Raw genomic sequence first — 26108 nt, forward strand, 5'->3', positions numbered from 1 at the left:
CACTACGCTCGATGACATGGACGAACGACGCGCATGGGTCACGGGCGCGGTCAGGCTGCTCGAAGCCGACGCGAATCGCAGCGCCGACACTCACCTGCACGTCTTCCCGCTGCCGCTCGAGTGGGGCATCGACCTCTATCTGAAGGACGAGTCGGTGCATCCGACCGGATCCCTGAAGCACCGGCTCGCGCGCTCGCTCATCCTGTACGGGCTCGTCAACGGCCGCATCGGCCCTGGCACGGTCCTCGTCGAGGCGTCGAGCGGATCCACGGCCGTGAGCGAGGCGTACTTCGCTCGTATGCTCGGTTTGGAATTCGTCACCGTCGTGCCCCGCACGACGAGCCCCGAGAAGATCGACCTGATCGAGTTCTACGGCGGCCGCTGCCACTACGTCGATCGTCCGCCGGAGATCTACTCCGAGGCCGAGCGCCTGGCGCGCGAGTGCGGCGGGCACTATCTCGACCAGTTCACGTTCGCGGAGCGCGCGACCGACTGGCGCAGCAACAACAACATCGCCGAGAGCGTGTTCCAGCAGCTCGCCGAGGAGCGGTATCCCGTGCCGCGCTGGATCGTCGTGGGTGCCGGCACGGGCGGAACGAGCGCCACGTTCGGCCGCTACGTCCGGTATCGGCGGCACGACACGCAGGTGTGCGTCGTCGACCCCGAGAACTCCGCGTTCTACGGCGCCTGGGAGACGGGCGCCGATGACTACGAGACGGGACTGCCGAGTCGCATCGAGGGCATCGGACGCCCCCGGATGGAGCCGTCGTTCATTCCCGGAGTCGTCGACGAGATGATGTGTATTCCCGATGAGGAATCCATCGCCGCGATCCGTCTTCTGCGCGACAAGACGCTGCACTGGGCGGGCGGATCCACGGGCACGAACCTCGCGGGGGCGTTCCGCCTCATCTCCCGCATGCGGGAGGCCGGCGAGACGGGGTCCGTCGTCACGCTCATCTGCGACGGCGGCGCGCGATACGAGCGCACCTACTACGACGACGCGTGGGTCGCGCAGCAGGGTATGGACCTCTCGTCGGCGCGGACGCGAATGGAGGAGTTCCTCGAGACGGGAAGGTGGCGGGATGACTGATCATCGGGTGAGCCGGGCGCGGCGCATGCTCGCGGGCATGAAGCACGCCGTCTGGAGCGACCCCGCGCGGCGGGCGATGACCGACTCGATGCCGATCATCGACGACGCGATGGCGCAGCGCATCATCGATCTCGCCATGCGCGTCGCCGCGGTGATGCTCTCGGTCGGAGCATCGGCGAAGGAGGTCACGCTCGCGGCCCTTCGCGTCACGAGCGCATACGGCCTGCGCAGCGTCCACGTCGATGTGACGTTCAACTCCGTCACGGTGTCGGATCACCGTGACGGCGCGGGCCGTCCGATCACTCTCATGCAGGTGGTGCAGTCGGCGCAGACCGACCACGCGAAGCTGCAGCGCGTGCAGGCGCTCGTCAACGACATCGAGACGGGCTTGACCCTCCCGGACGCGATCGTGCGCTTCCACATCATCCGCCGCACGCCGTTCCTCTATCGCATCCCCGTCGTGCTCCTCGTCCAGGCGATCCTGCCCGTCGCGGTGGCCGTGATGTTCGGCGGGAGCTGGGTCATCCTCCTGTCCGTCTTCATCGCCGCGTTCGGCGTCGCGGCGACGCAGTATCTGCTCGCGCGCGCACGCGTGCCGCTCTTCTTCAGCCAGATCGCGGGTGCGGTCGTGCTGACGGGCATCACCGTGCTGATCTCGACGCTCGGCAGCGCCGGCGTCGACCCCTTCGTCGACGTGCGCTCGAGCCTCGTCGTGTCGGCCGGCATCATCCTCATGCTCGCGGGCCTCGCCGTCGTGGGCGCGGCGCAGGACGCGATCGACGGCTTCACACTCACCGCGGGCGGCCGGATCCTCGACCTCACGGTCGCGACGATGGGCGTCGTCCTCGGCATCCTCGTGGGCCTCGAGGCGGCGCGGCACTTCGGGGTGGGGCTGGAGCTTCCCAGCGAGGCGCTGGAGCTCGGAGCCGCGCCGGGTCAGGCCATCGGGGCCGTGCTGATCGCCGGGGCCGTCGCCGTGATCAACGGCGCCGGGATCCGCATCCTCTTCATCAGCGCCGCCCTCGGCCTGCTCGCGTGGCTCGGCTCGTATCTGCTCACCGACGTCACGGGGGTCCCCGTGGCGGCCGCGTCCTTCGGAGGCGCGCTCATCGCGAGCCTGATCGGATCCGTCGTCGCCGACCGCCTCAAGGTGCCGTCTGTGGCCGTCACGACGGCGGCCATCGTCCCGATGGTGCCGGGATCCTACGTGTTCCGTGGCCTCCTCGGCGTCGTCGAATCCGGAACGGATCCGACGACGCTCATGCACGGTTTCGACGCCCTGTTCTCTGCGGCGATGATCGGCATCGGGCTGGCGGCCGGCGCGACGCTCGGTCTCTTCCTCGGAAGCCCCCTGCGGGCGCGGATCGGCGGTCGGCGCGTGGCGCTCCGATCGAAGCCGCGGTCGGTGTCGGGTGCCGGCGGGACCGCGGGGTTCGAGGTCGTGCCCACACACCGAGACGCTCCGACCAAGCCCGTCCCGTCGCAGCCAGAGGTTCCGCCCACCGTGGCGGAGACGTCGGACCCGCACCCCATCACAAAGCCCTACGACGAGGAACAGGACGGGCCGGTTCCGTAGGAATGTGCGTCGCCGACTCTTGTCGGAGACGCGCGGTGCTGGCACTATGCGGGGCAAGGAAGCCGATCGGCGGTTTCACGTCTCTGGGGGCCAGCATGTCGAAGTCCGATCCGAAGCCGGAAGCGCACGTCGAGCCGACAGACCTCGCGCACACGCCACCACCCGCGCCGTCCACGAGCTCGAAGCTCGTCGCCGAGGCGTTCGGCACGTTCCTGCTCGTGTTCGGCGGCGTCGGAACGGCGCTGTTCGCCTCGAACCTCTACACCGAGGACAGCGGTGCGAGTGTCTACGCGGCGGTTGCGCTCGCGTTCGGCCTCACCGTCGTCGTCGGCGCCTATGCGTTCGGCCCGGTCTCCGGCGGCCACTTCAACCCGGCGGTGACGCTCGGCGCGGCGGCGGCGGGACGCCTGCCGTGGCGCGACGTGGGCGGCTACATCATCGCGCAGATCGTGGGTGGCCTGCTCGCCTCGACGGTGCTCATGCTCATCGGCACGATGGGCCCCGACGGCTGGCTCGTCGGCGCCCAGGAGGGCGGCTTCGCGAGCAACGGCTGGGGTGAGCTCTCGCCGGGCGGCTTCGGCATGGGCGCGGCGATCATCGTCGAGATCGTGCTGACGGCGATCTTCCTGTACGTCATCCTCGGCGCCACGCACCCGACCCGCGGAACGCCGATGGCGGGTCTCGCGATCGGTCTCACGCTCACGCTGATCCACCTCATCTCGATTCCCGTCGACAACACGTCGGTGAACCCGGCGCGCTCGATCGCGGCGGCGATCTACGGCGGCAGCGAGCCGCTCATGCAGCTGTGGGTGTTCATCGTGTTCCCGATCGTCGGCGCCCTGATCGCCGGATTCACCTACCGCGCGCTCTTCGACACCAAGCCGCGCTGACGCACCCGCCGACCGTTTCGCCCGAGGAGGACGCCGTACGCGGCGTCCTCCTCGGCGTATGCGGGGGCTCCGCGGCGATCGGACAGGCGCGGCCCTTGGATATCATGACCGGCAGACCGTGCCGGGGCGGATCGGCGGACGCCCGGCGACGATGCGCTCGACGTCGGGCGCGCGTCGTCCGCAGCCGGGACCGATCGATCCGGTCCGCTCGATTCTCAGGAGGACAGATGACGCAGAGCGAGGCCCAGCGAACGGAGACCTTCGCCTTCATGCACCGCGAGAACTTCCTGGGGAGGTCCGGCGGCGCGGGAATGCAACGATGGGACTATCGCGGATACCGATGGGAGGCGATTCGGCCAGCCGACGGCGAGCCGCCGATGCACGTGACGGCGTCGTGCACGGAATGCGACACGGTCGCCGAGCTGCAGGTGCTCCCTCCGGGCGGTCTGCGGAGGCAGCGCGCTCTCATGCTGGCGTTCTCGCTTCTGGGAGTGCTGGTCCTGGTGGCGGGTCTCGTGATGGCGGGCATCGCGATTCCGATCGCGGACGACTCCGCCCTTCCCGATGCGCAGCGAGACGACGCCACTGCGGTTGCGGTCACCGGTGTGATCATGGTGATGGTGGGCCTGACCGTCGCGTGGACGTTCTTCCTGAAGCGCGAGGCGCAGATCGGCGTGACGGGCCGCGGCGCCGGAGCCGCCGGCCTCGCGAAGCACGTCGTGACGCGGGTTGACGACGGTCCGGCGCCGGAGTGAGAGCGGCGCCTCGGGGCCACGGTGACGCTCGCTCTGTTCGTCGCCTCTGATCGACGGGCGCCGCCCTCGTGGAGCACATGGTCACGTTTGCTGACGCACCCGAGCAGGGGCGACGATTCTGGCGGATGCCGAGCGGTACTGCGACCGCACACCGGAGGATGCCGGGTGCAACGTGGCGACGGTCGGGACGGGCCACTCGGGAAGCTCTCCCGTCAGGGCCCAGGCGGCCTGCCGCGCCGCACCGCGTGCGACGTACTCCGCCCGCTCCGGGACGTCGACAGGGGCCGCGAAGATGTGGCGGGAGGCCTCCCGGACTGCCGGATTCCGCGCTGCGCCGCCGATGAGCAGCAGCCGGTCCGCGGGTACTCCCAGTGCGATGAGCGCGTCGAGCCCGTCGGCGAGGCCGCACAGCATCCCCTCGACGAACGCGCGCGCGATGTGCTCGGGCCGCGTGTTGGCCAGGGTCATGCCGGCGAGGTGTGCGCTCGCGTCCGGGAGGTTCGGGGTTCGCTCGCCCTCGAAGTACGGCACGAGCGTCAACCCCGCCGCGCCGGGTCCGGACTGCAGCGCCAGACTCGACACGCCGGCATGATCCGTGCGCAGGGCATGCGTGGCGGCGTCGAGCACGCGCGCGGCGTTGAGAGTCGCGACGAGCGGCAGCCGCGCGCCGTCCGCGGCTGCGAACCCGGCTACGGTTCCGGTCGCGTCGCGGATGTCGGCCGAGGTCGCCGCGAACACCGTCCCCGACGTGCCGAGCGAGACGGCGACGTCGCCGGGGTCCAGTGCGAGGCCGAGCGCGGCCGCCGCGTTGTCGCCTGCCCCGGCACCGAGGACGATGCCGCGATCCGTGGATCCGGCTCGCTCCGACGGCGTGAGCACGCGCGGCAGCACGATCCCCGGCGCGGAGGCGTCGCCCGCCTCGCGCGCCGTCGCCTCAAAGGCCGTCTCGAACAGGTCGAGATCGTAGGATCCGTCGCGGGCCGAGAAGTACGCGGTGCCGCTGGCGTCGGAGGCATCGGTGACGAGCCGCTCGACGTCGCCGCCGCCTCGCAGGCGCCATGTCAGCCAGTCGTGGGGGAGTGCGACGGCCGCGACGCGATCCGCGTTCTCGGGTTCGTGGCGGCGCAGCCACCGCAGCTTCGACGCGGTGAACGACGCCACCGGCACGATGCCGGTCCGGCGCGCGTAGGCCTCGGATCCGACCTCCGCGACGAGGTCGTCGGCGCTCTGTCCGCTGCGCGTGTCGTTCCAGAGCAGCGCGTCGCGGACGACGCGGCCCTGCCGGTCGAGGGCCACGAGCCCGTGCTGCTGGCCGGCCACGCTGATCGCCGCGACGTCGTCGAGCCCGCCGGCCGCGCGGATGGCGACGCCGAGAGCCTCCCACCAGGCGTGCGGGTCGACCTCGGTGCCTCGCGGGTGCGGCGCGGATCCCTCGCGGACGAGTTCGCCCGTCGCGCGGTCGACGATGACGACCTTGCAGCTCTGCGTCGACGAGTCGACGCCTGCCACCAGCTGCGTTCCGCCGGGTGTCATCGAGGCTCTTCGTCGTCGAAGGTCTCGGCGAGCAGCGCCTCGGCGAGACCCGCGTCGACGATCATCACGTCGATGATGCCGGCCGCAGCCGCGGCACGCACGGCGTCTGCGCGGGCCGCCCCGTGGGCGACGCCGACGGTCGTCTTCGCGGCGCGCAGCTGGTCGAGGGAGACGGCGATGATGCGGTCGTCGATCGTGTCGACCGGGGATCCGTCTGCGGCGATCAGCCGTCCGGAGGTCTCGGCGATGGCGCCTGCGGCGGCGGCGGCCTCTCGCTGGTCCGGGGTGCACTTGAGCCAGACAGACGAGAGGTCCTCCTGCCACGAGCCCACCGAGACGAGGGCGAGGTCGAGGTCGTCGGCCGCCTGAAGGGCGAGGGTGATCTCGGAGAGCGCGAGCAGGTCGGTGGCCGTGTCCGCCTCCGTGACGAGCAGCGGTGCGAAGAGCCTCGCCACGTGCACCGCCGGATCCTGCCCGAGGCGGGTGAAGACCTCCTGGCGCGACGGCTCGTCGCCCAGCTGGAGGGCGCCCGCGAGCTGGACGACGGTGCTCGGGGGGAGTGCGGGCACGAAGGAGGCGGCGGCATCGAGGGTGCGCGACCACGACATCCCGATCCGCTGCCCGGGCCGCGCCTGCGCATCGATGTAGCGCAGCGCGGCCCGGCCCATCGCGGTCGTGAGGTCGCGCGCGTCCTCGTCGACGATGATGGCCGATCGGATCCCGAGGCGACTCGCGAGGTCGTCGGCGCGATCGTCGAATCCGGAGGATCCCGATTCGATCGTGATCGTGACCACGCCGGCGTCGTGCGCTTCGTCCAGCATGCGCGCGACCTGGAAGCGACTCAGCCCGAAGCGATCGGCGATCTGCACTTTGGAGAGCCGGTCCAGGTAGTAGGCGCGCGCCAGCTGGGTCAGCAGCCGTCGGTGCCGTGCGGTCGGGGTCGCGGTCACGTGGCCTCCCTCGGTCATGGTGTCGGCGCTCTCCGATGAGCGACGCGTGCTCAGACGATACCCCTTGCGCATCTGAGCGCGTCGTGGCACCGTAGCTTCTCAGGTGAGCACGAGCTCTCATATGTGCGGCACGATCGAGTGCCAACTCGGACCCGGCAGCGAAGCCGAGCCTTCGCCGCCCCTCAGAGACGAGGAGTGCAGGACATGGAACGCAGCAGGACGAAGCGCATCACGATCGGATCCACCGCCGCGGTGGGCGTGCTCGCGCTCAGCGCGTGCGGCGGAGCCGGTGGCGCAGCGAGCGGCGGCGACGGCGACGGCCGCGAGGTCGACGTCATCATGGTGAACAACCCGCAGATGGCCGACCTGCAGAAGCTCACGGCCGACCATTTCACTGCCGAGACGGGCATCACCGTGAACTACACCGTGCTCCCGGAGAACGAGGTGCGCGCCAAGATCGGTCAGGAGTTCGCCGCACAGGCCGGGCAGTACGACGTCGCCTCGCTGTCGAACTATGAGATCCCCACCTTCGCGCGCAACGGCTGGCTCTCGCCGATGACCGAGGGCGTCGTCGACGATCCCGACTTCGACCAGAGCGACATCCTCGCGCCGATGGCCGAATCGCTCACCGTCGACGGCGAGGTCTACGGCCAGCCGTTCTACGGCGAGGGCTCGTTCCTCATGTATCGCACCGACGTGTTCGAAGCGGCAGGGCTCACGATGCCCGAGAACCCGACCTGGGACGAGGTCGCCGAGCTCGCGGCCGAGGTCGACGGAGTCGAGCCCGGGATGGCCGGGATCTGCCTGCGCGGGCTCCCGGGCTGGGGACAGATGTTCGCTCCTCTGACGACCGTCGTCAACACGTTCGGCGGGACCTGGTGGGACGAGAACTGGGACGCCCATGTCGACGACCCCGAGTTCACGGAGGCCGTGGACTTCTACGTGGACCTCGTCAGAGAGCACGGCGAGACCGGGGCCGCGCAGTCGGGATACACGGAGTGCCTCACGAACCTGCAGCAGGGCAATGTCGCGATGTGGTACGACTCCACGGCCGCGACGGGCACCCTCGAGGCCGAGGACTCGCCCGTCAAGGGAGACATCGGCTACGTCGCCGCTCCCGTCAAGGAGACCGAGTCGAGCTCGTGGCTGTACACGTGGGCGTGGGGCATCCAGGCCGCGGGCGCGAACCAGGAGGAGGCGAAGGAGTTCGTCGCGTGGGCGTCGTCGACGGAGTACGAGGAGCTCGTCGCGGAGGAGTTCGGCTGGGCCCGCGTGCCCGCAGGCAAGCGCGCCTCGACGTACGACAACCCCGAGTACCAGGAGGCCGCGGCGCCGTTCTATCAGCAGACGGTCGACGCGATCGAGTCGGCGGATCCCGTGAGCCCGGGCGTGCAGCCGCGCCCCGCGCTCGGCGTTCAGTTCGTCGCGATTCCCGAGTTCGCGGACCTGGCCACCGGCGTCTCCGAGGACATCAGCTCAGCGATCGCGGGCCGTGGATCCGTCGAGGACGCGCTGTCGAAGGGCCAGGCCGAAGCTCAGGACATCGGCGAGAGCTACAAGTAGGAACCGCCGAGCCCCTCAGGAGGCCGTGATGTCCACGCCGACACTCGCACCGGACACGCGCGCGATCGTGGCGGCCCCGGGCGCGGCCAGCGAAGGAAACCGCTGGCTGCGCCGGGTCCCCATGCTCCCCGCGCTGCTGTTCGTCATCGTCGTCACCCAGATCCCGTTCGCGATCACCATCGTGATCTCGTTCATGAACTGGAAGGCGCAGTATCCGAACGACATCTCGTTCGGGACCCTCGAGAACTACCGCACAGTGTTCACGGATCCCGACATCCTGCGGGCCGTCTGGGTGACGGTGTCGCTGACGGTCGGCGTCGTCGTGGTGTCGGCGGTGCTCGGCATGCTGATCGCGCTGCTGCTGGATCGGAAGTTCTTCGGCCGCGGCGTCGTCCGCACGCTGATGATCGCGCCGTTCCTGATCGTGCCCGTCGCGGCGGCCCTCGTGTTCAAGCATGCGATCTTCAACCCGTCGTACGGACTGCTGAACGGCATGCTGACGACGCTGTTCGGCGAGAACGCCCCGCAGCTCGACGTCATGTCGACGTCCCCGCTGCTCGCGATCGGCCTCGTCCTCGTCTGGCAGTGGACGCCGTTCATGATGCTCATCATGCTGGCCGGGCTGCAGTCGCGACCCCTCGATGTGTACGAGGCGGTCATGATGGACGGCGCCGGGCCGTGGCAGGCGTTCCGCTACGTGACGCTTCCGCACATGCGGCGGTACATCGAGCTGGCGACGCTGCTCGGCACGATCTACATCGTGCAGAACTTCGACACCGTGTTCACGATGACGTCCGGCGGGCTCGGCACGGCCAACCTGCCGTACGTCATCTACCAGGAGTTCTTCGTGGCACAGGACTACGGCGTCGCGTCGGCCGTCGGCGTGGTCGTCGTCGCCGCCTCGCTGATCGTCGCGACCTTCGCTCTGCGCACCGCGTCGAGCCTGCTGAAGGAGGAGAGCTGATGACCGTCGTCACCGCACCCGCGCGGCCGCTCGTCCGGCGCCGGAAGAAGGGCCGCGCGACGAACGTCGTCTTCGCCGTCGTCGCCTGGCTTGTCGGGCTGATCTTCATCACGCCGATCCTGTGGATGGTTCTGACCGGGCTGCACTCCGAGGTCGACGCGGCGACGAACCCGCCGAGCTTCCTCGCGCCGCTCACGATGGAGTCGTTCGCGGACTTCTTCGGCGCGAGCGGCGGCGTGGATCCCTGGCCGTTCCTGATCAACTCGGCCGTCGCGTCGGTCGTCTCGACGATCATCGTGCTCGTGCTGGCGACCATGGCGGCCTACGCGCTCGCGGTCCGAAAGATCCAGCGCTGGTCCGACGTACTGTTCTTCCTGCTCTCGACGAAGATGCTGCCGATGGTCGCCGGCCTGCTGCCGGTGTTCATCCTCGCCAGGGTGCTCGGGATCCTCGACACCTGGCTGCTGCTGATCATCATCTACTCGTCGATGAACCTGCCGATCGCGGTGTGGATGATGCGCTCGTTCCTTGCCGAGGTGCCTCTCGCGATCCTCGAGGCGGCCGAGATCGACGGGGCGAAGCTGCCGCGCGTGTTCGCCCAGATCATCCTGCCGCTGACCGCGCCGGGACTCGCCGCGACCGCGCTGATCTGCGTCATCTTCAGCTGGAACGAGCTCCTGTTCGCCTCCGTGCTCACATCCACCGCCGCGTCGACGGCGCCCGTGTTCCTCACGAGCTTCGTGACGTCGCAGGGCCTGTTCCTCTCACAGGTGTGCGCCGCCTCCCTCGTCATCTCGGTGCCGGTTCTCGTGGCGGGCATCGCCGCGCAGGACAAGCTCGTCCAGGGCCTCTCGATGGGCGCCGTCAAGTGACGCGCCCGCGCCGATCCAAGGAGGAATCATGACATCCGACACGTCCGTGCGCCCGTCGGCGTCCACGCTCGACGCGATCGCCTCGATGGGCGTCGCCGTCCCCACGTACGACCGCGCGGCGCTCTCGCCCGGCATCGTGCACTTCGGCGTCGGCGGCTTCCACCGTGCCCACATGGCGATGGTGCTCGACGATCTGCACGCCGAGGGGCTCGCGATGGACTGGGGCATCGTCGGCGCCGGGCTGCTGCCGTCCGACGAGCGGATGCGCGACGCGCTCGCCGCACAGGATCACCTGTACACGCTCGTCATCAAGCACGCGGACGGCGGACGCGATCGCCGCGTCATCGGATCCCTCGTCGACTATCGCTACGGGCCCGAGGACCCGGAGGGGCTCCTGTCGCTCCTGGCGGATCCGTCGATCCGCATCGTGTCGCTCACCGTCACAGAGGGCGGCTACAACGTGAATCCGGTGACGGGCGATTTCGTCGCGGACGAGCCCGGCGTGGTCGCCGACGTCGGGGCACTTCGCTCCGGGCGCGCCCCGGCGACCGTGTTCGGGTACGTGACGGAGGCCCTGCGCCGCCGCCGCGCGGCCGGGATCGAGCCGTTCACGCTGCAGTCGTGCGACAACATCGCCGGCAACGGCGAGGTCGCGCGCCGGATGTTCGGCGCCTTTGCGCGGCTCGTCGACCCCGACCTCGCCGTCTGGATCGAGGATCGCGTCGCCTTCCCGAACTCGATGGTCGACCGGATCACGCCGGTGACGACCGACGCGGATCGCGACGAACTGCGCGACGCGGGAGTGGACGACGCGTGGCCCGTCGTCGCCGAGCCGTTCTTCCAGTGGGTGCTGGAGGGCCGCTTCTCGACGGGGCGGCCGCCGTATGAGAAGGCGGGCGTGCAGGTCGTCGACGACGTCGTGCCGTACGAGCACATGAAGCTGCGGCTGCTGAACGCGTCGCACCAAGGGCTCGCGTACTTCGGCACCCTCGCCGGGCACACCTACGCGCACGAGGCGATGGCGGATCCCGACATCGCGCGGTACCTGCGCCGCTACATGGACGAGGAGGGCACGCCCAGCCTCGACCCGGTTCCCGGCATTGATCTCCACGACTACAAGGACACGCTCATCGAGCGCTTCGCGAACCCCGAGATCCGCGACACGCTCGCCCGGCTCGGCGCCGAGTCGTCCGACCGCATCCCCAAGTGGCTCGTGCCGGTGATCGCCGACAACCTCGCGTCGGGCGCACCCGTCGAGGTCTCGGCGGCCATCTGCGCCTCGTGGGCGCGATACGACGAGGCCGTCGACGAGGACGGATCCCCGATCGAGGTCGTCGACCGCTTCGCGGACGAGCTGAAGGCCGTCGCGGCGACGCAGAGTGAGAATCCGCTTGCGTTCGTTCACCAGGAGCGGTTCTTCGGCGACCTCGCGTCGCGCGAGGAGTTCGCGGCGCCGTACCTCGCGGCTCTCGCCTCGCTCCACGAGCGCGGCGCGAAGGAGACGGTGCGCCGCCTCGCGGCCCACGAAGCGCTGTGACGAAGCCGCTACGCCAGCGCCCCCGCGATCCGCTCCAGCGCCGGCAGGCCGATGAGCTCGTCGACGAGGGGGATCCGCGTGACCGGTGCGCCGAGGTCGAGGCTCGCCAGAAGCGCCTCCTCGCGGGCGGCGCGGGCGGGCATGAGGTCGGCGGGTGAGAGGCGGTTCGCCACGGCGCCGATGAGGGGGATCCCGAGATTGCGCAGCTGCGCCGCGACCTCGCGGCTCTCGGCGATGGGCATCGGCTCGGGGACGAAGACGAGGACGAAGCCCGTGCGGTGCGGATCCGTGAGGGTGTCGCGCATGAGCGAGAAGCGCGCCTGGCGCCGCAGCAGCATGCGCCGCAGCTCGGCGTCGCGGTCGGACGTGTCCTTCGTGCCGCCGAGGGCGCCGTAGGCGACGGAGAAGCGCTCGGAGCGGTCGCGGTTGGCGAGGAGCTTCTCTGTCCATCCCGTCATGCGCTCGGGCATCGCGAGCAGATGCAGGGTGTGCCCGGACGGCGCCGTGTCGAACAGCACGAGGTCGTAGCGATCAAGCCCTGTCTCGAGCGTTTCGGCGACGCGCTCGAGCACGGCGGCCTCGTGCGTTCCGGGGGCGTCGCGAGCCGCTTCGAGGTGGTCGCGCGCGGCGCGGTGCAGGCGGTCGGGCAGCAGCCGCATCATCGTCTCGGACACGGCGGCGAGGTGGCGGTCGACGGTGCGGGCGGGGTCGATCTCGACGCCGTCGACGAGGCCGGGGCCGTCTCCCGCGGACCAGAGCGGCGTGATGTCGTCGCCGACCGGCTGCTCCCACAGGTGTCCGAGGTTGTGAGCGGGATCCGTCGAGACGACGAGCACGCGGGATCCCCGCTGGGCGCGCGCGAGCGCCATCGACGACGCGAGCGATGTCTTGCCGACGCCGCCCTTGCCGCCCACGAACACGGCACGGTGCGTCGCGACGGAGTTCAGCAGCACGAGATGTGGTCCAACGGCGATCGCTCCATCCCCGCGCGCTGGTGCCACGCGTGGAAGTCCTCGTAGACGGCGGGCAGCAGCTCGGCCGTGTAGTAGGCGGCAGGATCCGGCACGCCGAGCGACTCGGCGAGCACGACGAGCATGAAGTGGTCGTCCTCGTCGCGCTGGGCCCTGCCGAACGTCTTGCGGTACGGGCCCGCGTAGTAGTCGTTCAGCCCCTTCATGAAGGAGGCCCAGCGCGACGACACGGTTGCTACTTCGTCGCGGTCGGAACCACGCCCGTGACGTGGTCGGTGAGGTCGGCGTCCTCGTTCTCGGCCGGCTCCTTGGTCGCACGGCGCATGGCCGTGATGCCCTCGACGGCGACCCACACGGCCGCGATGATGATGATGACGTCGAGGACGAGCAGCAGCCAGTTCGTCTCCTCGCCGCCGTTCCAGAACGTGCCGACCTGGAGGATCGCGGCCCAGAACGCGGCGATGAACACGAACACCAGCGGGAGGACGGCGACGTAGTAATTGCGGCGCTTCCGAATCAGCATGATCGACACGATGATCAGGGTGAGCGCCGCGAGCAGCTGGTTCGTCGTGCCGAACAGCGGCCAGATCGTGAGTCCGCCGGATCCGTCGATGCCCTGGCTGAAGACGAGCGCGACGCACACCACGAGCACGATGACCGTGCTGACGACCGTGTTGAGCTTGACGCCGATGATCTCGCCGGCCTCTTGGAAGACGAAGCGCAGGAGGCGCACGCCCGTGTCCATGGTCGTCGCGGCGAACAGGACCGCCATGGTCGCGAGCACGGTCGCGGCGAGCGACTGCGGCAGGCCGAGGCCGATCTCGACGATGCGACCGCCGCCCTCGACGAACGCATTGACGCCGTCGACGCTGAAGGTGCTGTAGATCTCGTTCCATCGAGCGACTGACTGGATGCCCGCGGTCGTCGCGATGATCGCGCCGAGGGCGAGCATGCCCTCGCCGACGGCGCCGAAGTAGCCGACGAAGCGCGCGTCGGGCTCCTTGTCGAGCTGCTTCGACGTCGTGCCGCTCGCGACCGCACCGTGGAAGCCGCTGATGGCACCGCACGCGATCGTCACGAACAGCAGCGGCCAGATGCCGGGAGTGTCGGCGGGGACGGCGTCGTTGATCATGGGCGCGACGAAGCCGTTGCCGAAGAACAGGCCGGCGACGATCGTGCCGATGAACAGGATCGCGAGCCCGATGAACAGCTGCACGCCGTTGATGTAGTCGCGCGGCTGCAGGAGGAGCCACACGGGCAGAAGCGAGGCGATTCCTGCGTAGACGAACAGCGCGAGGATCCAGAACGTCTCGGGCGCCATGCCGAGGATGGGGTCGGGCAGCACGACGGGGAAGCTGTCGCCGACGAAGATCAGCGCGTACAGGGCGACGACGCCGACGACCGTGACGGCCGCGAGGTTCCAGCGGAGCTTGTAGACGGCGAGGCCGATGAGGATCGCGACGGGGATCGCGCCCCACGCGGGGATGACGGCCGACGGGTTGGCCATGAGCAGGTTCTTGATGACGACGGCGAACGCCGCGATCACCATGAGCAGCAGCAGCGCGATCACGAGCAGGAACACGTAGGACCCGCGGCGGCCGATGTAGCGGGCCGCGAGCGCGCCGATCGATCGGCCCTTGTTGCGCTCGGACGCCCACAGCGCGCCGAGGTCGTGCATGCCGGCGAAGAAGACCGTGCCGATCGTGACCCACAGGAAGGCGGGCAGCCATCCCCAGATCACTGCGATCGCGGGCCCGACGATCGGCGCGGCCCCCGCCACCGACGTGAAGTGGTGGCCCCACAGCACGAACTTGTTGGTGGGAACGTGGTCGATCCCGTCGTTCTTCTCGTGCGCGGGCGTGCGGAAGGCGGCGTTCAGCCGCAGCACCTTGCTGCCGAGGTACTTCGAGTACACGAAGTAGCCGAAGGAGAAGATCGCGAGGCCGATGAGCAGCAGGAACACGGAGTCCATGCGATGCCCTTTCTGTCGTCATTGACAGCGTGCGCGGGGCGTGACGCTGTGAGAGGTGCGGACGCAGGAGACACCGGCGACCGATGTCTCCCAGCGTACTCTCAACCGGCTCGCAGAAACGGATCGCGAATAATGTACGACCTGGTACGTTACTCGCATGAAGACGTCAGTGGCGACGGTGTGTCTGTCGGGTGGGCTCGTCGAGAAGATCCATGCGTGTGCGACGGCAGGTTTCGACGGCGTCGAGATCATGGACGCCGATCTCGTGACCGCGTTCGAGTCGCCGGAGGAGATCCGCGCGCTGTGCGACCGGCTCGGCCTGACGATCGACATGTACCAGCCGTTCCGAGACTTCGAGGGAGTCGACGAGGAGACGTTCGCCGACAACATGCGGCGTGCCTCGGCGAAGTTCGACGTGATGGAGCGGCTCGGCACCGACCTCATGCTCCTCTGCACGAACGCCGGCACGGCGACGATCGACGACGACGACCTCGTGGTGCGCCAGCTCACGCAGCTCGCCGACCTCGCGGCCGAGCGGGGGATCCGCATCGCCTTCGAGGCGCTCGCCTGGGGCCGCTTCATCGACGACTACCGCCACGCCTGGCGTCTCGTCGAGCGCGCAGACCGACCCAACCTCGGGGTGTGCCTCGACAGCTTCCACATCCTCAGTCGCGGGCACGACCCCGCCGGCATCGAGGGGATCCCCGGCGAGAAGATCTTCTTCCTGCAGCTCGCCGACGCACCCGCGCTCGACATGGACGTCCTGCAGTGGAGCCGCCACCACCGCCTGTTTCCCGGCGAAGGCGACTTCGACCTCACCGGCTTCCTCGGGCACGTGCTGCGCGCCGGATACGCGGGGCCGCTGTCGCTTGAGGTGTTCAACGACACCTTCCGGCAGACCGAGGTCGTACGCACTGCCGCCCACGCGCGTCGCTCGCTCACGTGGCTCGCGGATCGCACGGCCGCGTCCCACGACTGGTCCGACGCCCGCATTGTCGAGGCCCCGCAGGCGCATGGCGTCGACTTCGTCGAGATCGCGGGCGCGGATCTGCACGATCTCGATCAGCTCCTCGGGCAGCTCGGCTTCGCATTCCGGGGCACGCACGAGACGAAGCCCGTGCGCCTCTGGACGGCGGGCCGTGCCCGGGTGATCCTGAACGAGCAGGTGCGCCTGACCGAACCGCGCCTCTCGGCGTTCGGTCTCACGGTCGACGACGCCGCGGCGGCGTCCGATCGCGCGGCGGCGCTCGGCGCGCCTCCGATCTACCGCCGTACGTACCGCGGCGAGGTCGAGCTGCGTGCGGTCGCCTCGCCCGATGGCACGGAGGTGTACTGGAACGATCAGGATCCGGAGCGCTCGTGGGTGCGCGAGTTCGTCGGCGGCGACGATGACAGCGCGTTCCGCGGCGAGATCGACCACATCAACGTCGCGTACCCCTGGCAGGATTTCGACGAGGCCGTGCTGTTCATGTCGAGCGTCGTCGGCCTCGATGCCGAGCCGCCCGCCGATGTGCCGGGCCCCCGAGGGCTCGTGCGCAGCCAGGTCATGCGCTCGCGGGATCGCGTCGTGCGACTCCCCCTGAACCTCGCGCCGCCGACGGCGCCCGTTCCGCATCGCCACCTCGCTGTGCGCGTCGACGATGCGATCGCCGTGGCGGAGCGAGCACATGACAGAGGGCTCGCATTCCTGACGATCCCCGGGAACTACTACGACGACCTCGCGGCGCGGTTCGCTCTGGATCCCGACCTGCTCGCGACGCTCCAGCGGCTCCATCTGCTGTACGACCGCGACGAGACCGGCGAGTTCATCCACTTCTACACCCCCACGTTCGGCGGGCTCTTCCTCGAGATCGTCGAGCGCCGCGGCGAGTACGACGGCTACGGCGCTCCCAGCGCGCCGGTACGCTTGTCGGCGCAGCGGCAGATGGTGGCGTGAGTGCGCCTCCCGGACGCCCCGAACGAGGAGGGCACGGCGTGAACAAGCGCATTCTGGTGGTCAACGGCCCGAACCTGAACCTGCTGGGCACGCGCCAGCCCGACCTGTACGGATCCGACACCCTCGCCGACGTCGAGGCGCTCGTCGGCGACGTGGCGGGCGAGCTGGGCTTCGAGGTGCGCTGCGTGCAGTCGAACTCCGAGGGGGCGCTCGTCGATGCGATCCACGCCGCCCGGGAGAGCTGCGACGCGATCGTCATCAACGCGGGCGCCTACACGCACACGTCCGTCGCGATCCGCGACGCCCTGCAGGGCGTCGACCTGCCGTTCGCCGAGGTGCACGTGACGAACGTGTACGCCCGCGAGCCCTTCCGCCACCACTCCTTCCTCAGCGACGTCGCGACGTGCGTCATCGCCGGCGCGGGGATCCGCGGGTACGAGTTCGCCGTGCGGCAGCTCGTCGCGACGCTCGCCTGACGCCTGACGCCTGACGCCTGACGCGATCGGCGGGATCGAGTCTTGCGCTCGTTATGTACTATCCGGTACGTTCGTCGCGTACCACCCGACATGGACCGACAAGGATGTCCCATGGCCGATACCCCGAGCCCCCCGCCGCGCCGCCCCTGGCGCGCGGCCGTGCGCATCATCACCGGCATCGAACTCACGATCGGCGTCATCTTCCTCGTCGTCGTCTTCGTGCTCGTGCTGTTCCAGGCGCTGCAGCGCCACCTGCCCATCGACCAGGTCGCCTGGACCGGCGAGGTCTCGCGCTTCTGCCTCGTGTGGATGACGTTCGCCGCGGCGGGAGTCCTCGTGACGACGCGCGGCCACATCGCGCTCGAGGTCGTCGACGCGATGCCCTCGCGCACCGTCGTGCGCGTCACGCAGGCGCTCGCGCTCCTCATCGTGGCGGCCGTCGCGATCGGCCTCGTCGTCGAGGCGGTCGTGCTCATCGACAGCCAGGGCATCATCAAATCGCCCGTCCTGCGCATCCCGATGTCGTGGGTCTACATCCCCCTGCTCATCGGCGTCGCGAGCACGGCGATCCGGGCGCTCGCCCAGGCATGGACCATCGCCGTGCACGGTCCGATCCTGGCCGTCATCGCCGACGACGAGGAGGCACGCGCATGATGCTCGCTCTGCTCGGCATCGCCATCGCGGTGCTGCTCATCATCCGCGTCCCCGTCGCGTTCGCCTTCCTCGGGCCGTCGCTCGTCTACATGTGGGTCGGCGGCCAGTCGGTCGGCAACGCGCTGCGCGAGGTGTTCAACGCGGCCGACAGCTTCCCGCTTCTCGCCGTGCCGCTGTTCGTCCTCCTCGGCTCCCTCGCGAACCGAGCCGGGATCGCCGACCGCTTGTTCCGCTTCGCGCTCGCCGTGCTCGCTCGCGTGCGCGGCAATCTCGGATACGTCTCGATCGGCACGAGCGTCGGATTCTCCTGGATGTCCGGATCCGCGATCGCCGACGCCGCCGCGCTCGGCAAGGTGCAGATCCCCCAGATGGTGCGCGAGGGCTACGGCCGCCGCTTCGCGACGGGCGTCTCGGCGTCGTCGTCGCTCATCGCCCCCGTCATGCCGCCGAGCATCCCGGCGGTCATCTACTCGGGGCTCGCCGCCGTCTCGACCGGTGCGCTCTTCGCGGCGTCCGTGCTGCCGGCGATCGCGATGGCGGTCGGGCTGTGCATCGTCGTCGCCGTCCTCGTCGCCCGCAACCCGAAGATCCGCCGCGGCGAGTTCGACCGCCGCGAGGTGCTGGCGTCGACGAAGGGCGTCCTCCTGCCGATGGTGACCCCGGTCATCATCCTGGGTGGGATCCTCGGTGGGTTCTTCACGCCGACCGAGGCGGCGGCCGTCGCCGTCGCGTACATTCTCGTCATCGCGCTGATCCAGCGTTCGCTGCCGTGGCGCGAGCTCCTCGAGGCCCTCAAGGAGACCGTGCTCACGACGGGCGCGATCATGCTGATCGTCGCGTCGGCGTCGCTGCTCGGCTACATCCTCGCCCGCGAGCGTCTGCCGCAGCTCCTCACCGAGGCGATGTTCGCGATCAGCGACAGCCCCACGGTGTTCCTCCTGATGACGGTCATCCTCTGCCTCATCCTCGGGACCGTCATCGACGCGACGGCCGTGCTCGTGCTGATCGTGCCGATCCTCATCCCCATCGCGACCAGCTACGGGGTGGATCCCATCACGCTCGGCGTGATCGTGATCATCTCCCTCATGATCGGGCTGCTCACGCCGCCCGTCGGCACGGTCCTGTTCGTCACGGCCTCGGTCTCGTCCTCGCGCGTCGGCGAGGTGTTCCGCGGAACGATGCCGTTCCTCATCCCGTTCCTCGTCATCGTCGCGGTCGCGGTCGCGTATCCGCCCGTGATCATGTGGCTCCCGGGGGTGCTCGGCCTGTGACCATCGCCCCTCGCCTCCCCGGGTCACCTCGCAGCGTGCTCGTCGGCCTCATCGGGCAGGGCGTGGCGCCGTCGCTCACGCCGCCCATGCACGAGCTCGAGGGTGCCCGCCACGGCATGACCTACGTCTACCGGCCGATCGATATCGTGCCCGACGAGGCGACGGCCATCGGCGAACTCGGCCGACTCCTCGCCTACGCTCGCCGCATCGGATTCACGGGACTCAACGTCACGCACCCCGTGAAGCAGAGCATCATCCCTCTGCTCGACGAGCTGGCGACGAGCGCCCGCCAGGTCGGCGCCGTCAACACGGTCGTGTTCGAGGGCGACCGCGCGATCGGACACAACACCGACGTGACGGGATTCGGATCCGCGTTCGACCGGACACTCGGATCCGTCCCGCGCGACCACGTCGTCCTCGTCGGGGCGGGCGGCGCAGGGTCGGCCGTGGCGACCGCACTGGCCGAGCGCGGGATCGCCGACCTCGTGATCGCCGACGTCTCGATCGAGCGCGCCGACGCGCTCGCCGAGCTGGTGCGACCGCTGTCGAGCGGATCCGTCCGCGGCGCGTCCGCGACCGAGGTCCCCGCCCTGCTCGCCGGGGCGTCGGGTGCGGTCAACGCGACGCCGTTCGGCATGGCGGCGCACCCCGGCATGGCCTTCGACCCCGCCCTGATGCCTGACGGCGCGTGGGTCAGCGACATCGTCTACCGGCCCACCGACACCGCGCTGCTCATGGCCGCGCGCGACCGGGGCCTGCGCACGATGTCGGGGCTCGGAATGGCGATGGGCCAGGCCGCCGACGCCTTCGAGATCTTCACGGGCGAGCCCGCCGACCGGGCCGCCATGACGCAGGACCTGAAGAACCTGGTCGCCCGCGAGGCGGCCGTGAGCCCGGCATGACCGCCGGGACCCGAGGAGAGGAATACTCGTGATGAACGCACGAACCAAGCGAGCAGCGTGGGTCGCTCTGGTCGCCGCGCCGGCACTGGCGCTGACCGGGTGCAGCGGGTCGTCGGGCGGAGACGCCGGCGATGGCGACGGCGGTGAGATCGAGCTCACGTTCGCGACGAGCTACAACGAAGACCAGCCGCAGCACACGTGCGGGGTCGACATCATCAAGGAGCAGGTCGAGAGCGCCGATGTCGGGCTGTCGGTCGAGGTGTTCCCGTCGAGTCAGCTCGGGGGCGACGCTGACCGCATCGCCGCGGTCGCCTCGGGCGACATCGACATCGACCTGCAGGGCGCTTCGGCGCTCGGCGCCGTGTACGAGCCGATCTCCGTGCTCGATGCGGCCTACGCCTTCGATGGCCCCGACCACCTCGCCGCCTTCGCCGAGAGCGAGGAGGGCCAGCAGATCTTCGCCGACTTCGCCGACGCCTCCGGCGTCAACGTCCTCGGCGTATGGTCGGCGGGCGCTCGCCACTTCACGTCGAACGCCCCTGTCCTCGAGCCCGCCGATCTCGAGGGGCAGCGCATGCGCTTCCCCGGATCCCCGCAGTTCCTGCTCAACGCGCAGGCGCTCGGAGCCGAGGCGACGGAGGTCGCGTACGAGGAGCTCTACCTCGCGCTGCAGCAGGGCACGGTCGACGGGCAGGAGAACCCGATCACCAACATCGCGACCCTCAACCTGCAGGAGGTGCAGAGCGATCTCAGCCTCTCGGAGCACGCGCTGAACACGAACCTCATCATCATGGGCGAGGTCTGGAACGAACTCTCCGAGGAGCAGCAGACCGTGCTGAGCGATGCCGTCGCGCAGGCCGTCGAGGAGGTCACGACGTGCGTCGCCGACGACGAGGCCGCGACGATCGAGGAGTGGAGCTCCGGCGACGAGTGGACCGTGCACGACGACGTCGACGTCGATGCGTTCCGCGAGCAGGCCGTGAGCTGGTTCGAGGAGAACCTCGAGGGCGACTCCCTCGCGGCGTTCGAGGCGATCCGCGCCACGGCGGAATGACGATCCTCCCGGGCCCCGCGACGTCCCCACCGGGCGGGGCCCGGGACACCCTGCGGAAAGAGGACGCCGTACGATGACCTCCATGTCGGTCGACCACGCACCCCGCCAGCGCGATGCCGAGCGGACGCGGCGAGAGCTCCTCGACGTCGCCACCGAGGTCTTCGCCGAGCAGGGGTACTCCGGTGCGCGCGTCGACGAGATCGCCGCCCGCACCCGCACGACGAAGCGGATGATCTACTACTACTTCGGCGGCAAGGATCAGCTCTACACGGCCGTCCTCGAGCGCGCATATCGCGGGATCCGGGAGGCCGAGCGGCAGATCGACGTCGCGGAGCTCGCCCCCGCCGACGCGCTGCGAGCCATCGCCGAGGCGACGTTCGATCACCACGTGCGCCACAGCGAGTTCATCCGGCTCGTGATGATCGAGAACATCCACCGGGCCGAGTTCCTCCGCCGCATCGACTCGCTGCGCGAACTCGGGCAGCCGGCGGTCGACATGCTCGAGCGGATCCTCCGCCGCGGTCGCGCGGACGGCATCTTCCGCGACGACATCGAGGCGTTCGACCTGCATATGCTCATCAGCGCATACTGCGTGTTCCAGGTCGCGAACCAGCACACCTTCGGCCACCTGTTCGACCGCGACCTCCTCGCCGACCCGACGGCCTCCCACTCGCGGGCGATGCTCGGCGACGTCGTCGTGTCGTGGGTGCGCCCGCACAACTAGGCCACCTGGCCGACGCGCGCCGAGCCCGCACCGGCGCACGATCGGGGGATGACCTCCCCCGCATCCCGCATCCCCGCCCGTGAGTGGCTGATCGCCGCCGGGCTCATCGTCCTCGCGCTGATCCCCGCCGCTGCGGGCGGCGTGCGGCTCGGCGACGTCGCCGTCGGCATGCCGACCGCCGCCACGGCGCGGTTCCACGCGGATCCGCTGCCTCTCGTGCTCCACATCGTGTCGGCGCTCGTGTTCGCGTTCGTCGGCGCGTTCCAGTTCCTGCCGGCATTCCGCAGACGGAATACGGGGTGGCACATGTTCGCGGGTCGTGTCCTGCTCGTGCCCTCCGGCGTGATCGTGTCGGTCTCAGGCCTGTGGATGACCGCGGCGTACGTCTTCCCGCCGATCGACGGCCCAGGCCTTGCGCTCTCGCGCGGCATCGTCGGCATCGCGACGCTCGCCTTCCTCGCTTTCGGCGTGCGCAGCATCATCCGGCGCGACGTCCGGTCCCACGGGGCCTGGATGATCCGCGCCTATGCCCTCGCGATGGGGGCGGGAACCCAGGTGCTGACGTCTGCGCCGTTCGCGATCGCGTTCGGCGAGCCGACCGAGCTCTGGCGACTCGTGCAGATGGATGCGGGGTGGATCGTGAACGCGATCGCGGCTGAGGTCATCATCCGGCGGATGCACGCGCGGCGCCCCGTGAGGGCCGCCGCATGAGTAGCGTGACGAGCATGCGCGAGCGGATCCGGGCGGCCTGGCAGGCACCCGCCGCGCCCGGTGCGCGGGCGCCGCGGATGCGCGACGTCTGGGTCGTCGGAATCGTCTGCCTGATCGCGGGAGTCGAGGCGTTCTGGCGACCTGATCTCACCTCACCATGGATCCCCCTGATCGTGACCCTCGTCGTGGCGGCGCTGGTCCCCTGGAGGCGGACCCATCCCCTCGCGGTGATCACGGTGGCCGGCGCGCTGGCGGTCCTGACCGAGGTCGCGCAGCTGGCGACCGGCGCGTCCGAAGACGTGCTGGGGGCGATCGCGATCGCCATCGTGTATCCGTATGCGCTGTTCCGGTGGGGGACGGGGCGAGCTCGAGTCGTCGGATCCGCGATCCTCTTCGCCGGGACGGCGCTCTCGGTCGTCACGGGCGACGAGGGCGTCGCGGGCGCTACTGCCGGCCTCGCGGTCGTGGGCGGCACGTGCCTCGCGGGCGCCCTGCGACGTGAGCGCGTGCTGTCCCGGGCTCGGGAGCGCGACCGGATCCGCGCGCGGGAGCGCGAGGCCCTCGCACGCGACCTCCACGACACCGTCGCGCACCACGTGTCGGCGGTCGTGCTCCACGCCCAAGGCGCCGGTGCCCTCCTGCGGGCGGATCCCGAACGCGCCGGCGACTCCCTGGCGCAGATCGAAGCCGAGGCCAAGGATGCGCTCAGCGACATGCGGTCGCTCGTGCGGGTTCTGCGGGAGGAACCGCCCCAGCCTGCCGCGGTCCCGCCCGCCGAGGATGCGCCGGCTGTTGATCCTCCGTTCGCCCCGACGCCGGGTCTCGACGAGGTGCGCGCGCTCACAGAGACCGGCCCGCCGGCCGTCCGCGTCCGGGTCGACGTCGACGACCTGCCCGACGTCCTCGCGCAGACGGTGTTCCGCATCGCGCAGGAGTCCGTCACCAACGCCCGACGTCACGCGCGGCGCGCGACGGCGATCGATGTCCTCGTCTGCGCAGAGCACGAGGGCCTCATCGTCGAGGTGACCGACGACGGATCCGGGTCCTCCCGCGTCCGCCCCGGCTTCGGGATCCTCGGCATGACCGAGCGCGCGACCCTCTTCGGCGGCACTCTCGAGGCCGGACCGGACCCGCGAGGCGGATGGCGGGTGCGGGCCGTGCTCCCGAGGGAGGACGACCGATGACGCGGGTGCTCATCGCCGACGACCAGCCCGCCGTGAGGGCAGGGCTGCGCCTGCTGCTCGAGACGCAGGGATTCGACGTCGCGGGCGAGGCGGTCGACGGCGCGGACGCGGTCGGCGCCGCCCGACGGCTGCGCCCGGATGTCGTGCTGATGGACATCCGCATGCCACGGCTCGACGGGATCGCCGCCACCCGTGCGCTCGCGGGGCCGGACGTCGAGGATCCGTTCGCCGTTGTGGTCGTCACGACCTTCGACCTCGACGAGTACGTGCACGGCGCCCTGCGCGCGGGGGCGAAGGGGTTCGTTCTGAAGGACGCCGGCCCCCTTCTGCTCGCCGAGGCCGTGCGGGCGGCCGCGGTGGGCGACGCGCTCATCTCGCCGCGGGTGACGACGCGGCTGCTGTCCGCCTTCGCGGCGAAGGATCCGCACGCCCGCTCGCCGATCGACCCGCTGTCGCCGCGGGAGGAGGAGGTGCTGCGCCTGCTCGCGCGCGGCCTCACGAACACGGAGATCTGCGACGAGCTCTTCGTGTCGCTCGGCACCGTCAAGACCCACATCGGCGGGATCCTCACGAAGCTCGGCCTGCGCAACCGCGTCGAGGCCGCGATGTGGGCCTATGAGACGGGGCGCGTCGGGTGACCCTCGCGCGTCACTGCTTCGGAAGCTCCCCGCGGATCCCCTCGATCGGATCCGTGATGTCGCCGACCGTCGCGTCGTAGGCGTCGAGAAGCGCGTCGGCGTCGAGGAACATCGTGCGGCCGTGGGCGCCGGCGCCCATCGAGACGCGCCTGCCGCGGATGCGCTCGTCGGCGTACACGGGCCACGCGGTCGTGGAGCCCAGCGGCACGATCGTGCCGCGTTCGTAGCCGGTCGCCTCGAGCGCGAGGTGGGGCTCGGGCAGGCGCAGCCGGTTGACGCCCACGGCTGCGCGCAGCTTCGCCCACGAGATCGCGCGGTCGCCCGGGACGAGCGCGAACAGGTAGTGGTCGCCCCTGCCCTTCACGACGAGCGTCTTGACGATGTCGGCGGGGGAGATGCCGCGCAGCTCGGCCGCCTCCTCGAGCGACGCGGCCCGGGGCGAGACCCGCACCTCGATGTCGAGCCCGCGCTCGGCGGCGGCGTCGCGCACGCGGCGCGAGGGGTCGTCAGCCCCCGTGTCGGGAGCGAGCGGCGTCACGTCGTCGGTCACGAGGATCCTCTCGTCGTGCATGTCCCACGACACGCCGTCTCGGCATCCGGATGACGGCGTGTCGTGGGACACGCGGGTGGGATGAGAAAGGGTGCGAGGTCCCGAAGGACCTCGCACCCGGAAGAGCTCAGCGGATCACGCGTCGGGCGCGGCAACCGCTTCGTCGGCGACCCACAGCTCGTCGTCGGCGCTCAGCGTCTTCCACGCGACGACGAAGATGCCGACCGCTGCCGCGATGCCGAGAACGGCCGCGATGACCGCGCCGGCGCTCGACTTCTTCTTGGGAGGCTCGACGACGATCGTCTTCTTGCCGAGCTTCGAGGCGGTGGCGTCGTAGGCGCCGATGGCACGGCCGATGACGCCGCCCGCCGCGGGGATGACCGTTCCGTTGAAGAACTTGCTGCTCGAGCGGTAGCCCTTCTCGACATACGGCTGCGCCCGCTCGACGTACGGCTCGACGTACTCGTGGTACTTCTTGCTCGCTTCGGGGCGGATGGTCTCGCTGTTGATGGCGCTGAGCTGTCGACCCGCTTCGCGGGCCATGTCAGCGGCGTCGGCGGCGACAGAGCGCTGCGCCTCCAGCACCTTGTTGACGGTGCCCTGCAGCTTGCGGAGCTCCTTCTTGCGCTTCTTGCTGAGGCTGAGGCTCACGTGTGCCCTCCCGCGTCGTCGGATCTTTCGTCCATCCTGCCACGGCGGGCCCCATACCGGCGAGGGAATCGAGGTTCTCTGCGAGAATGGACCCCATGACTCAGCACACCGCCGTCGCGACCGTTCACACGAACCACGGCGACATCGTGATCAACCTGTTCGGCGACCACGCACCCGTCACGGTCGACAACTTCATCGGCCTCTCGACGGGCGAGAAGGAGTGGACGGATCCGCGCACCGGCGAGAAGGGCGACGGCCCCCTCTACAAGGACGTCATCTTCCACCGCATCATCCCCGGCTTCATGATCCAGGGCGGCGACCCGCTCGGCCAGGGCGTCGGCGGTCCGGGCTACAGCTTCGACGACGAGATCCACCCCGAGCTGCACTTCAACGAGCCCTACATCCTCGCGATGGCCAACGCGGGCAAGCGCCCCAACGCGATCACGGGCAAGATGAGCGGCACGAATGGCTCGCAGTTCTTCGTGACGACGGACCCGACCCCGTGGCTCCACGGCAAGCACACGATCTTCGGCGAGGTCGCAGACGACGCCTCGAAGAAGGTCGTCGACGCGATCGCCGCCATCCCGACCGGCGCGATGGACCGCCCGAACGAGGACGTCGTCATCAGCTCGATCGACATCGAGAAGCTCTGACCAGCTTCTCCTCCACGAAGCTCCGCCAGAT

General features: G+C 70.0%; 26 protein-coding genes. 19 read left to right on the forward strand and 7 right to left on the reverse strand.

Annotated elements, in window-relative coordinates; genetic code table 11:
• The first annotated feature begins 16 nt into the window (after positions 1-16).
• The 4 genes from KOL93_RS06955 (at position 17) to KOL93_RS06970 (ending at position 4311) form a co-directional block, all read left to right on the forward strand.
• On the forward strand, positions 17-1090 hold the full coding sequence (locus KOL93_RS06955; protein ID WP_221584624.1) for a PLP-dependent cysteine synthase family protein: 1074 nt from the start codon (positions 17-19) through the stop codon (positions 1088-1090).
• A complete protein-coding gene (locus KOL93_RS06960; RefSeq protein ID WP_260406030.1) occupies positions 1083-2666 on the forward strand; it encodes a threonine/serine exporter family protein in 1584 nt (527 codons plus the stop codon). Before KOL93_RS06955 ends, KOL93_RS06960 begins: the two co-directional genes overlap by 8 nt.
• Before the next feature lie 95 nt (positions 2667-2761).
• On the forward strand, positions 2762-3556 hold the full coding sequence (gene aqpZ, locus KOL93_RS06965) for an aquaporin Z (RefSeq protein WP_221584625.1): 795 nt from the start codon (positions 2762-2764) through the stop codon (positions 3554-3556).
• 227 nt (positions 3557-3783) lie between these two features.
• The gene (locus KOL93_RS06970; RefSeq protein ID WP_221584626.1) at positions 3784-4311 is read left to right on the forward strand and encodes a hypothetical protein; all 528 of its coding nucleotides are present in this window, start codon (positions 3784-3786) and stop codon (positions 4309-4311) included.
• A gap of 81 nt (positions 4312-4392) precedes the next feature.
• On the opposite strand, the gene xylB is transcribed toward KOL93_RS06970, so the two are convergent.
• The gene (gene xylB / locus KOL93_RS06975; RefSeq protein ID WP_221584627.1) at positions 4393-5844 is read right to left on the reverse strand and encodes a xylulokinase; all 1452 of its coding nucleotides are present in this window, start codon (positions 5842-5844) and stop codon (positions 4393-4395) included.
• Positions 5841-6794 (reverse strand): sugar-binding transcriptional regulator, encoded by a 954-nt coding sequence (locus KOL93_RS06980; RefSeq protein ID WP_221584628.1) that lies wholly within the window; start codon positions 6792-6794, stop codon positions 5841-5843. Before KOL93_RS06980 ends, xylB begins: the two co-directional genes overlap by 4 nt.
• A 204-nt stretch (positions 6795-6998) precedes the next feature.
• Between KOL93_RS06980 and KOL93_RS06985 the strand changes: the two genes are divergently transcribed.
• From KOL93_RS06985 to KOL93_RS07000, 4 genes are read left to right on the forward strand one after another with little or no spacing between them, the layout of a single operon-like run.
• Positions 6999-8357, forward strand: a complete 1359-nt coding sequence (locus KOL93_RS06985) for an ABC transporter substrate-binding protein (protein ID WP_221584629.1) — start codon at positions 6999-7001, stop codon at positions 8355-8357.
• A gap of 28 nt (positions 8358-8385) precedes the next feature.
• Positions 8386-9321 (forward strand): carbohydrate ABC transporter permease, encoded by a 936-nt coding sequence (locus tag KOL93_RS06990; RefSeq protein ID WP_260406031.1) that lies wholly within the window; start codon positions 8386-8388, stop codon positions 9319-9321.
• A complete protein-coding gene (locus KOL93_RS06995; RefSeq protein ID WP_221584630.1) occupies positions 9321-10193 on the forward strand; it encodes a carbohydrate ABC transporter permease in 873 nt (290 codons plus the stop codon). The genes KOL93_RS06990 and KOL93_RS06995 overlap by 1 nt, the downstream gene beginning before the upstream one ends.
• Positions 10194-10221: 28 nt before the next feature.
• A complete protein-coding gene (locus tag KOL93_RS07000) occupies positions 10222-11730 on the forward strand; it encodes a mannitol dehydrogenase family protein (protein WP_221584631.1) in 1509 nt (502 codons plus the stop codon).
• A gap of 8 nt (positions 11731-11738) precedes the next feature.
• On the opposite strand, the gene KOL93_RS07005 is transcribed toward KOL93_RS07000, so the two are convergent.
• From KOL93_RS07005 to KOL93_RS07015, 3 genes are read right to left on the reverse strand one after another with little or no spacing between them, the layout of a single operon-like run.
• Positions 11739-12683, reverse strand: coding sequence for an ArsA family ATPase (locus tag KOL93_RS07005; protein ID WP_221584632.1), 945 nt, complete (start codon positions 12681-12683; stop codon positions 11739-11741).
• Positions 12674-12931 carry a cory-CC-star protein gene (locus KOL93_RS07010; protein WP_374107114.1) on the reverse strand — a complete coding sequence of 86 codons (258 nt, stop codon included), beginning with the start codon at positions 12929-12931 and terminating at the stop codon, positions 12674-12676. Before KOL93_RS07010 ends, KOL93_RS07005 begins: the two co-directional genes overlap by 10 nt.
• Positions 12932-12936: 5 nt before the next feature.
• On the reverse strand, positions 12937-14673 hold the full coding sequence (locus KOL93_RS07015) for a carbon starvation CstA family protein (protein ID WP_221584633.1): 1737 nt from the start codon (positions 14671-14673) through the stop codon (positions 12937-12939).
• Between the two features lie 157 nt (positions 14674-14830).
• On the opposite strand from KOL93_RS07015, the gene KOL93_RS07020 reads away from it, so the two are divergent.
• From KOL93_RS07020 to KOL93_RS07065, 10 genes are all read left to right on the forward strand, one after another.
• The gene (locus KOL93_RS07020; protein ID WP_221584634.1) at positions 14831-16609 is read left to right on the forward strand and encodes a sugar phosphate isomerase/epimerase and 4-hydroxyphenylpyruvate domain-containing protein; all 1779 of its coding nucleotides are present in this window, start codon (positions 14831-14833) and stop codon (positions 16607-16609) included.
• A 38-nt stretch (positions 16610-16647) separates the two neighbouring features.
• Complete coding sequence (gene aroQ / locus KOL93_RS07025) at positions 16648-17085, forward strand: type II 3-dehydroquinate dehydratase (RefSeq protein ID WP_221584635.1); 438 nt, start codon at positions 16648-16650, stop codon at positions 17083-17085.
• Between the two features lie 111 nt (positions 17086-17196).
• Entirely contained in the window at positions 17197-17739 is a 543-nt protein-coding gene (locus KOL93_RS07030; RefSeq protein WP_221584636.1) for a TRAP transporter small permease, read from the forward strand.
• Positions 17736-19010 carry a TRAP transporter large permease gene (locus tag KOL93_RS07035; RefSeq protein WP_221584637.1) on the forward strand — a complete coding sequence of 425 codons (1275 nt, stop codon included), beginning with the start codon at positions 17736-17738 and terminating at the stop codon, positions 19008-19010. The genes KOL93_RS07030 and KOL93_RS07035 overlap by 4 nt, the downstream gene beginning before the upstream one ends.
• On the forward strand, positions 19007-19912 hold the full coding sequence (locus KOL93_RS07040) for a shikimate dehydrogenase (RefSeq protein ID WP_308291572.1): 906 nt from the start codon (positions 19007-19009) through the stop codon (positions 19910-19912). Before KOL93_RS07035 ends, KOL93_RS07040 begins: the two co-directional genes overlap by 4 nt.
• Before the next feature lie 31 nt (positions 19913-19943).
• Positions 19944-20966 carry a DctP family TRAP transporter solute-binding subunit gene (locus KOL93_RS07045; protein ID WP_221584638.1) on the forward strand — a complete coding sequence of 341 codons (1023 nt, stop codon included), beginning with the start codon at positions 19944-19946 and terminating at the stop codon, positions 20964-20966.
• Positions 20967-21048: 82 nt separating this feature from the next.
• Entirely contained in the window at positions 21049-21690 is a 642-nt protein-coding gene (locus KOL93_RS07050; RefSeq protein WP_221584639.1) for a TetR/AcrR family transcriptional regulator, read from the forward strand.
• A 48-nt stretch (positions 21691-21738) separates the two neighbouring features.
• The gene (locus tag KOL93_RS07055) at positions 21739-22401 is read left to right on the forward strand and encodes a DUF2306 domain-containing protein (protein ID WP_221584640.1); all 663 of its coding nucleotides are present in this window, start codon (positions 21739-21741) and stop codon (positions 22399-22401) included.
• 14 nt (positions 22402-22415) lie between these two features.
• The gene (locus tag KOL93_RS07060; RefSeq protein WP_221584641.1) at positions 22416-23585 is read left to right on the forward strand and encodes a sensor histidine kinase; all 1170 of its coding nucleotides are present in this window, start codon (positions 22416-22418) and stop codon (positions 23583-23585) included.
• The gene (locus KOL93_RS07065; protein WP_221584642.1) at positions 23582-24223 is read left to right on the forward strand and encodes a response regulator; all 642 of its coding nucleotides are present in this window, start codon (positions 23582-23584) and stop codon (positions 24221-24223) included. Before KOL93_RS07060 ends, KOL93_RS07065 begins: the two co-directional genes overlap by 4 nt.
• Before the next feature lie 10 nt (positions 24224-24233).
• Here KOL93_RS07065 and KOL93_RS07070 read toward each other — a convergent pair whose 3' ends face one another.
• Together KOL93_RS07070 and KOL93_RS07075 are read right to left on the reverse strand one after the other, a co-directional pair.
• Positions 24234-24773 carry an aminoacyl-tRNA deacylase gene (locus KOL93_RS07070; protein ID WP_308291573.1) on the reverse strand — a complete coding sequence of 180 codons (540 nt, stop codon included), beginning with the start codon at positions 24771-24773 and terminating at the stop codon, positions 24234-24236.
• 135 nt (positions 24774-24908) lie between these two features.
• Positions 24909-25424, reverse strand: coding sequence for a DNA helicase (locus KOL93_RS07075; protein ID WP_221584644.1), 516 nt, complete (start codon positions 25422-25424; stop codon positions 24909-24911).
• A gap of 95 nt (positions 25425-25519) precedes the next feature.
• Between KOL93_RS07075 and KOL93_RS07080 the strand changes: the two genes are divergently transcribed.
• On the forward strand, positions 25520-26077 hold the full coding sequence (locus KOL93_RS07080) for a peptidylprolyl isomerase (RefSeq protein WP_221584645.1): 558 nt from the start codon (positions 25520-25522) through the stop codon (positions 26075-26077).
• Positions 26078-26108: the final 31 nt, after the last annotated feature.

The sequence above is a fragment of the Microbacterium salitolerans genome, assembly GCF_019720895.1.
In the GTDB taxonomy this organism is placed as follows: Bacteria; Actinomycetota; Actinomycetes; order Actinomycetales; family Microbacteriaceae; genus Microbacterium.

Coding starts and splice junctions, on each gene's coding strand:
- KOL93_RS06955 (WP_221584624.1), top strand. CDS start 17: ATGGACGAACGACGCGCATGGGTCACGGGCGCGGTCAGGCTGCTCGAA.
- KOL93_RS06960 (WP_260406030.1), top strand. CDS start 1,083: ATGACTGATCATCGGGTGAGCCGGGCGCGGCGCATGCTCGCGGGCATG.
- aqpZ (WP_221584625.1), top strand. CDS start 2,762: ATGTCGAAGTCCGATCCGAAGCCGGAAGCGCACGTCGAGCCGACAGAC.
- KOL93_RS06970 (WP_221584626.1), top strand. CDS start 3,784: ATGACGCAGAGCGAGGCCCAGCGAACGGAGACCTTCGCCTTCATGCAC.
- xylB (WP_221584627.1), bottom strand. CDS start 5,844: ATGACACCCGGCGGAACGCAGCTGGTGGCAGGCGTCGACTCGTCGACG.
- KOL93_RS06985 (WP_221584629.1), top strand. CDS start 6,999: ATGGAACGCAGCAGGACGAAGCGCATCACGATCGGATCCACCGCCGCG.
- KOL93_RS06990 (WP_260406031.1), top strand. CDS start 8,386: ATGTCCACGCCGACACTCGCACCGGACACGCGCGCGATCGTGGCGGCC.
- KOL93_RS06995 (WP_221584630.1), top strand. CDS start 9,321: ATGACCGTCGTCACCGCACCCGCGCGGCCGCTCGTCCGGCGCCGGAAG.
- KOL93_RS07000 (WP_221584631.1), top strand. CDS start 10,222: ATGACATCCGACACGTCCGTGCGCCCGTCGGCGTCCACGCTCGACGCG.
- KOL93_RS07015 (WP_221584633.1), bottom strand. CDS start 14,673: ATGGACTCCGTGTTCCTGCTGCTCATCGGCCTCGCGATCTTCTCCTTC.
- KOL93_RS07020 (WP_221584634.1), top strand. CDS start 14,831: ATGAAGACGTCAGTGGCGACGGTGTGTCTGTCGGGTGGGCTCGTCGAG.
- KOL93_RS07030 (WP_221584636.1), top strand. CDS start 17,197: ATGGCCGATACCCCGAGCCCCCCGCCGCGCCGCCCCTGGCGCGCGGCC.
- KOL93_RS07035 (WP_221584637.1), top strand. CDS start 17,736: ATGATGCTCGCTCTGCTCGGCATCGCCATCGCGGTGCTGCTCATCATC.
- KOL93_RS07045 (WP_221584638.1), top strand. CDS start 19,944: ATGAACGCACGAACCAAGCGAGCAGCGTGGGTCGCTCTGGTCGCCGCG.
- KOL93_RS07050 (WP_221584639.1), top strand. CDS start 21,049: ATGTCGGTCGACCACGCACCCCGCCAGCGCGATGCCGAGCGGACGCGG.
- KOL93_RS07055 (WP_221584640.1), top strand. CDS start 21,739: ATGACCTCCCCCGCATCCCGCATCCCCGCCCGTGAGTGGCTGATCGCC.
- KOL93_RS07060 (WP_221584641.1), top strand. CDS start 22,416: ATGCGCGAGCGGATCCGGGCGGCCTGGCAGGCACCCGCCGCGCCCGGT.
- KOL93_RS07065 (WP_221584642.1), top strand. CDS start 23,582: ATGACGCGGGTGCTCATCGCCGACGACCAGCCCGCCGTGAGGGCAGGG.
- KOL93_RS07080 (WP_221584645.1), top strand. CDS start 25,520: ATGACTCAGCACACCGCCGTCGCGACCGTTCACACGAACCACGGCGAC.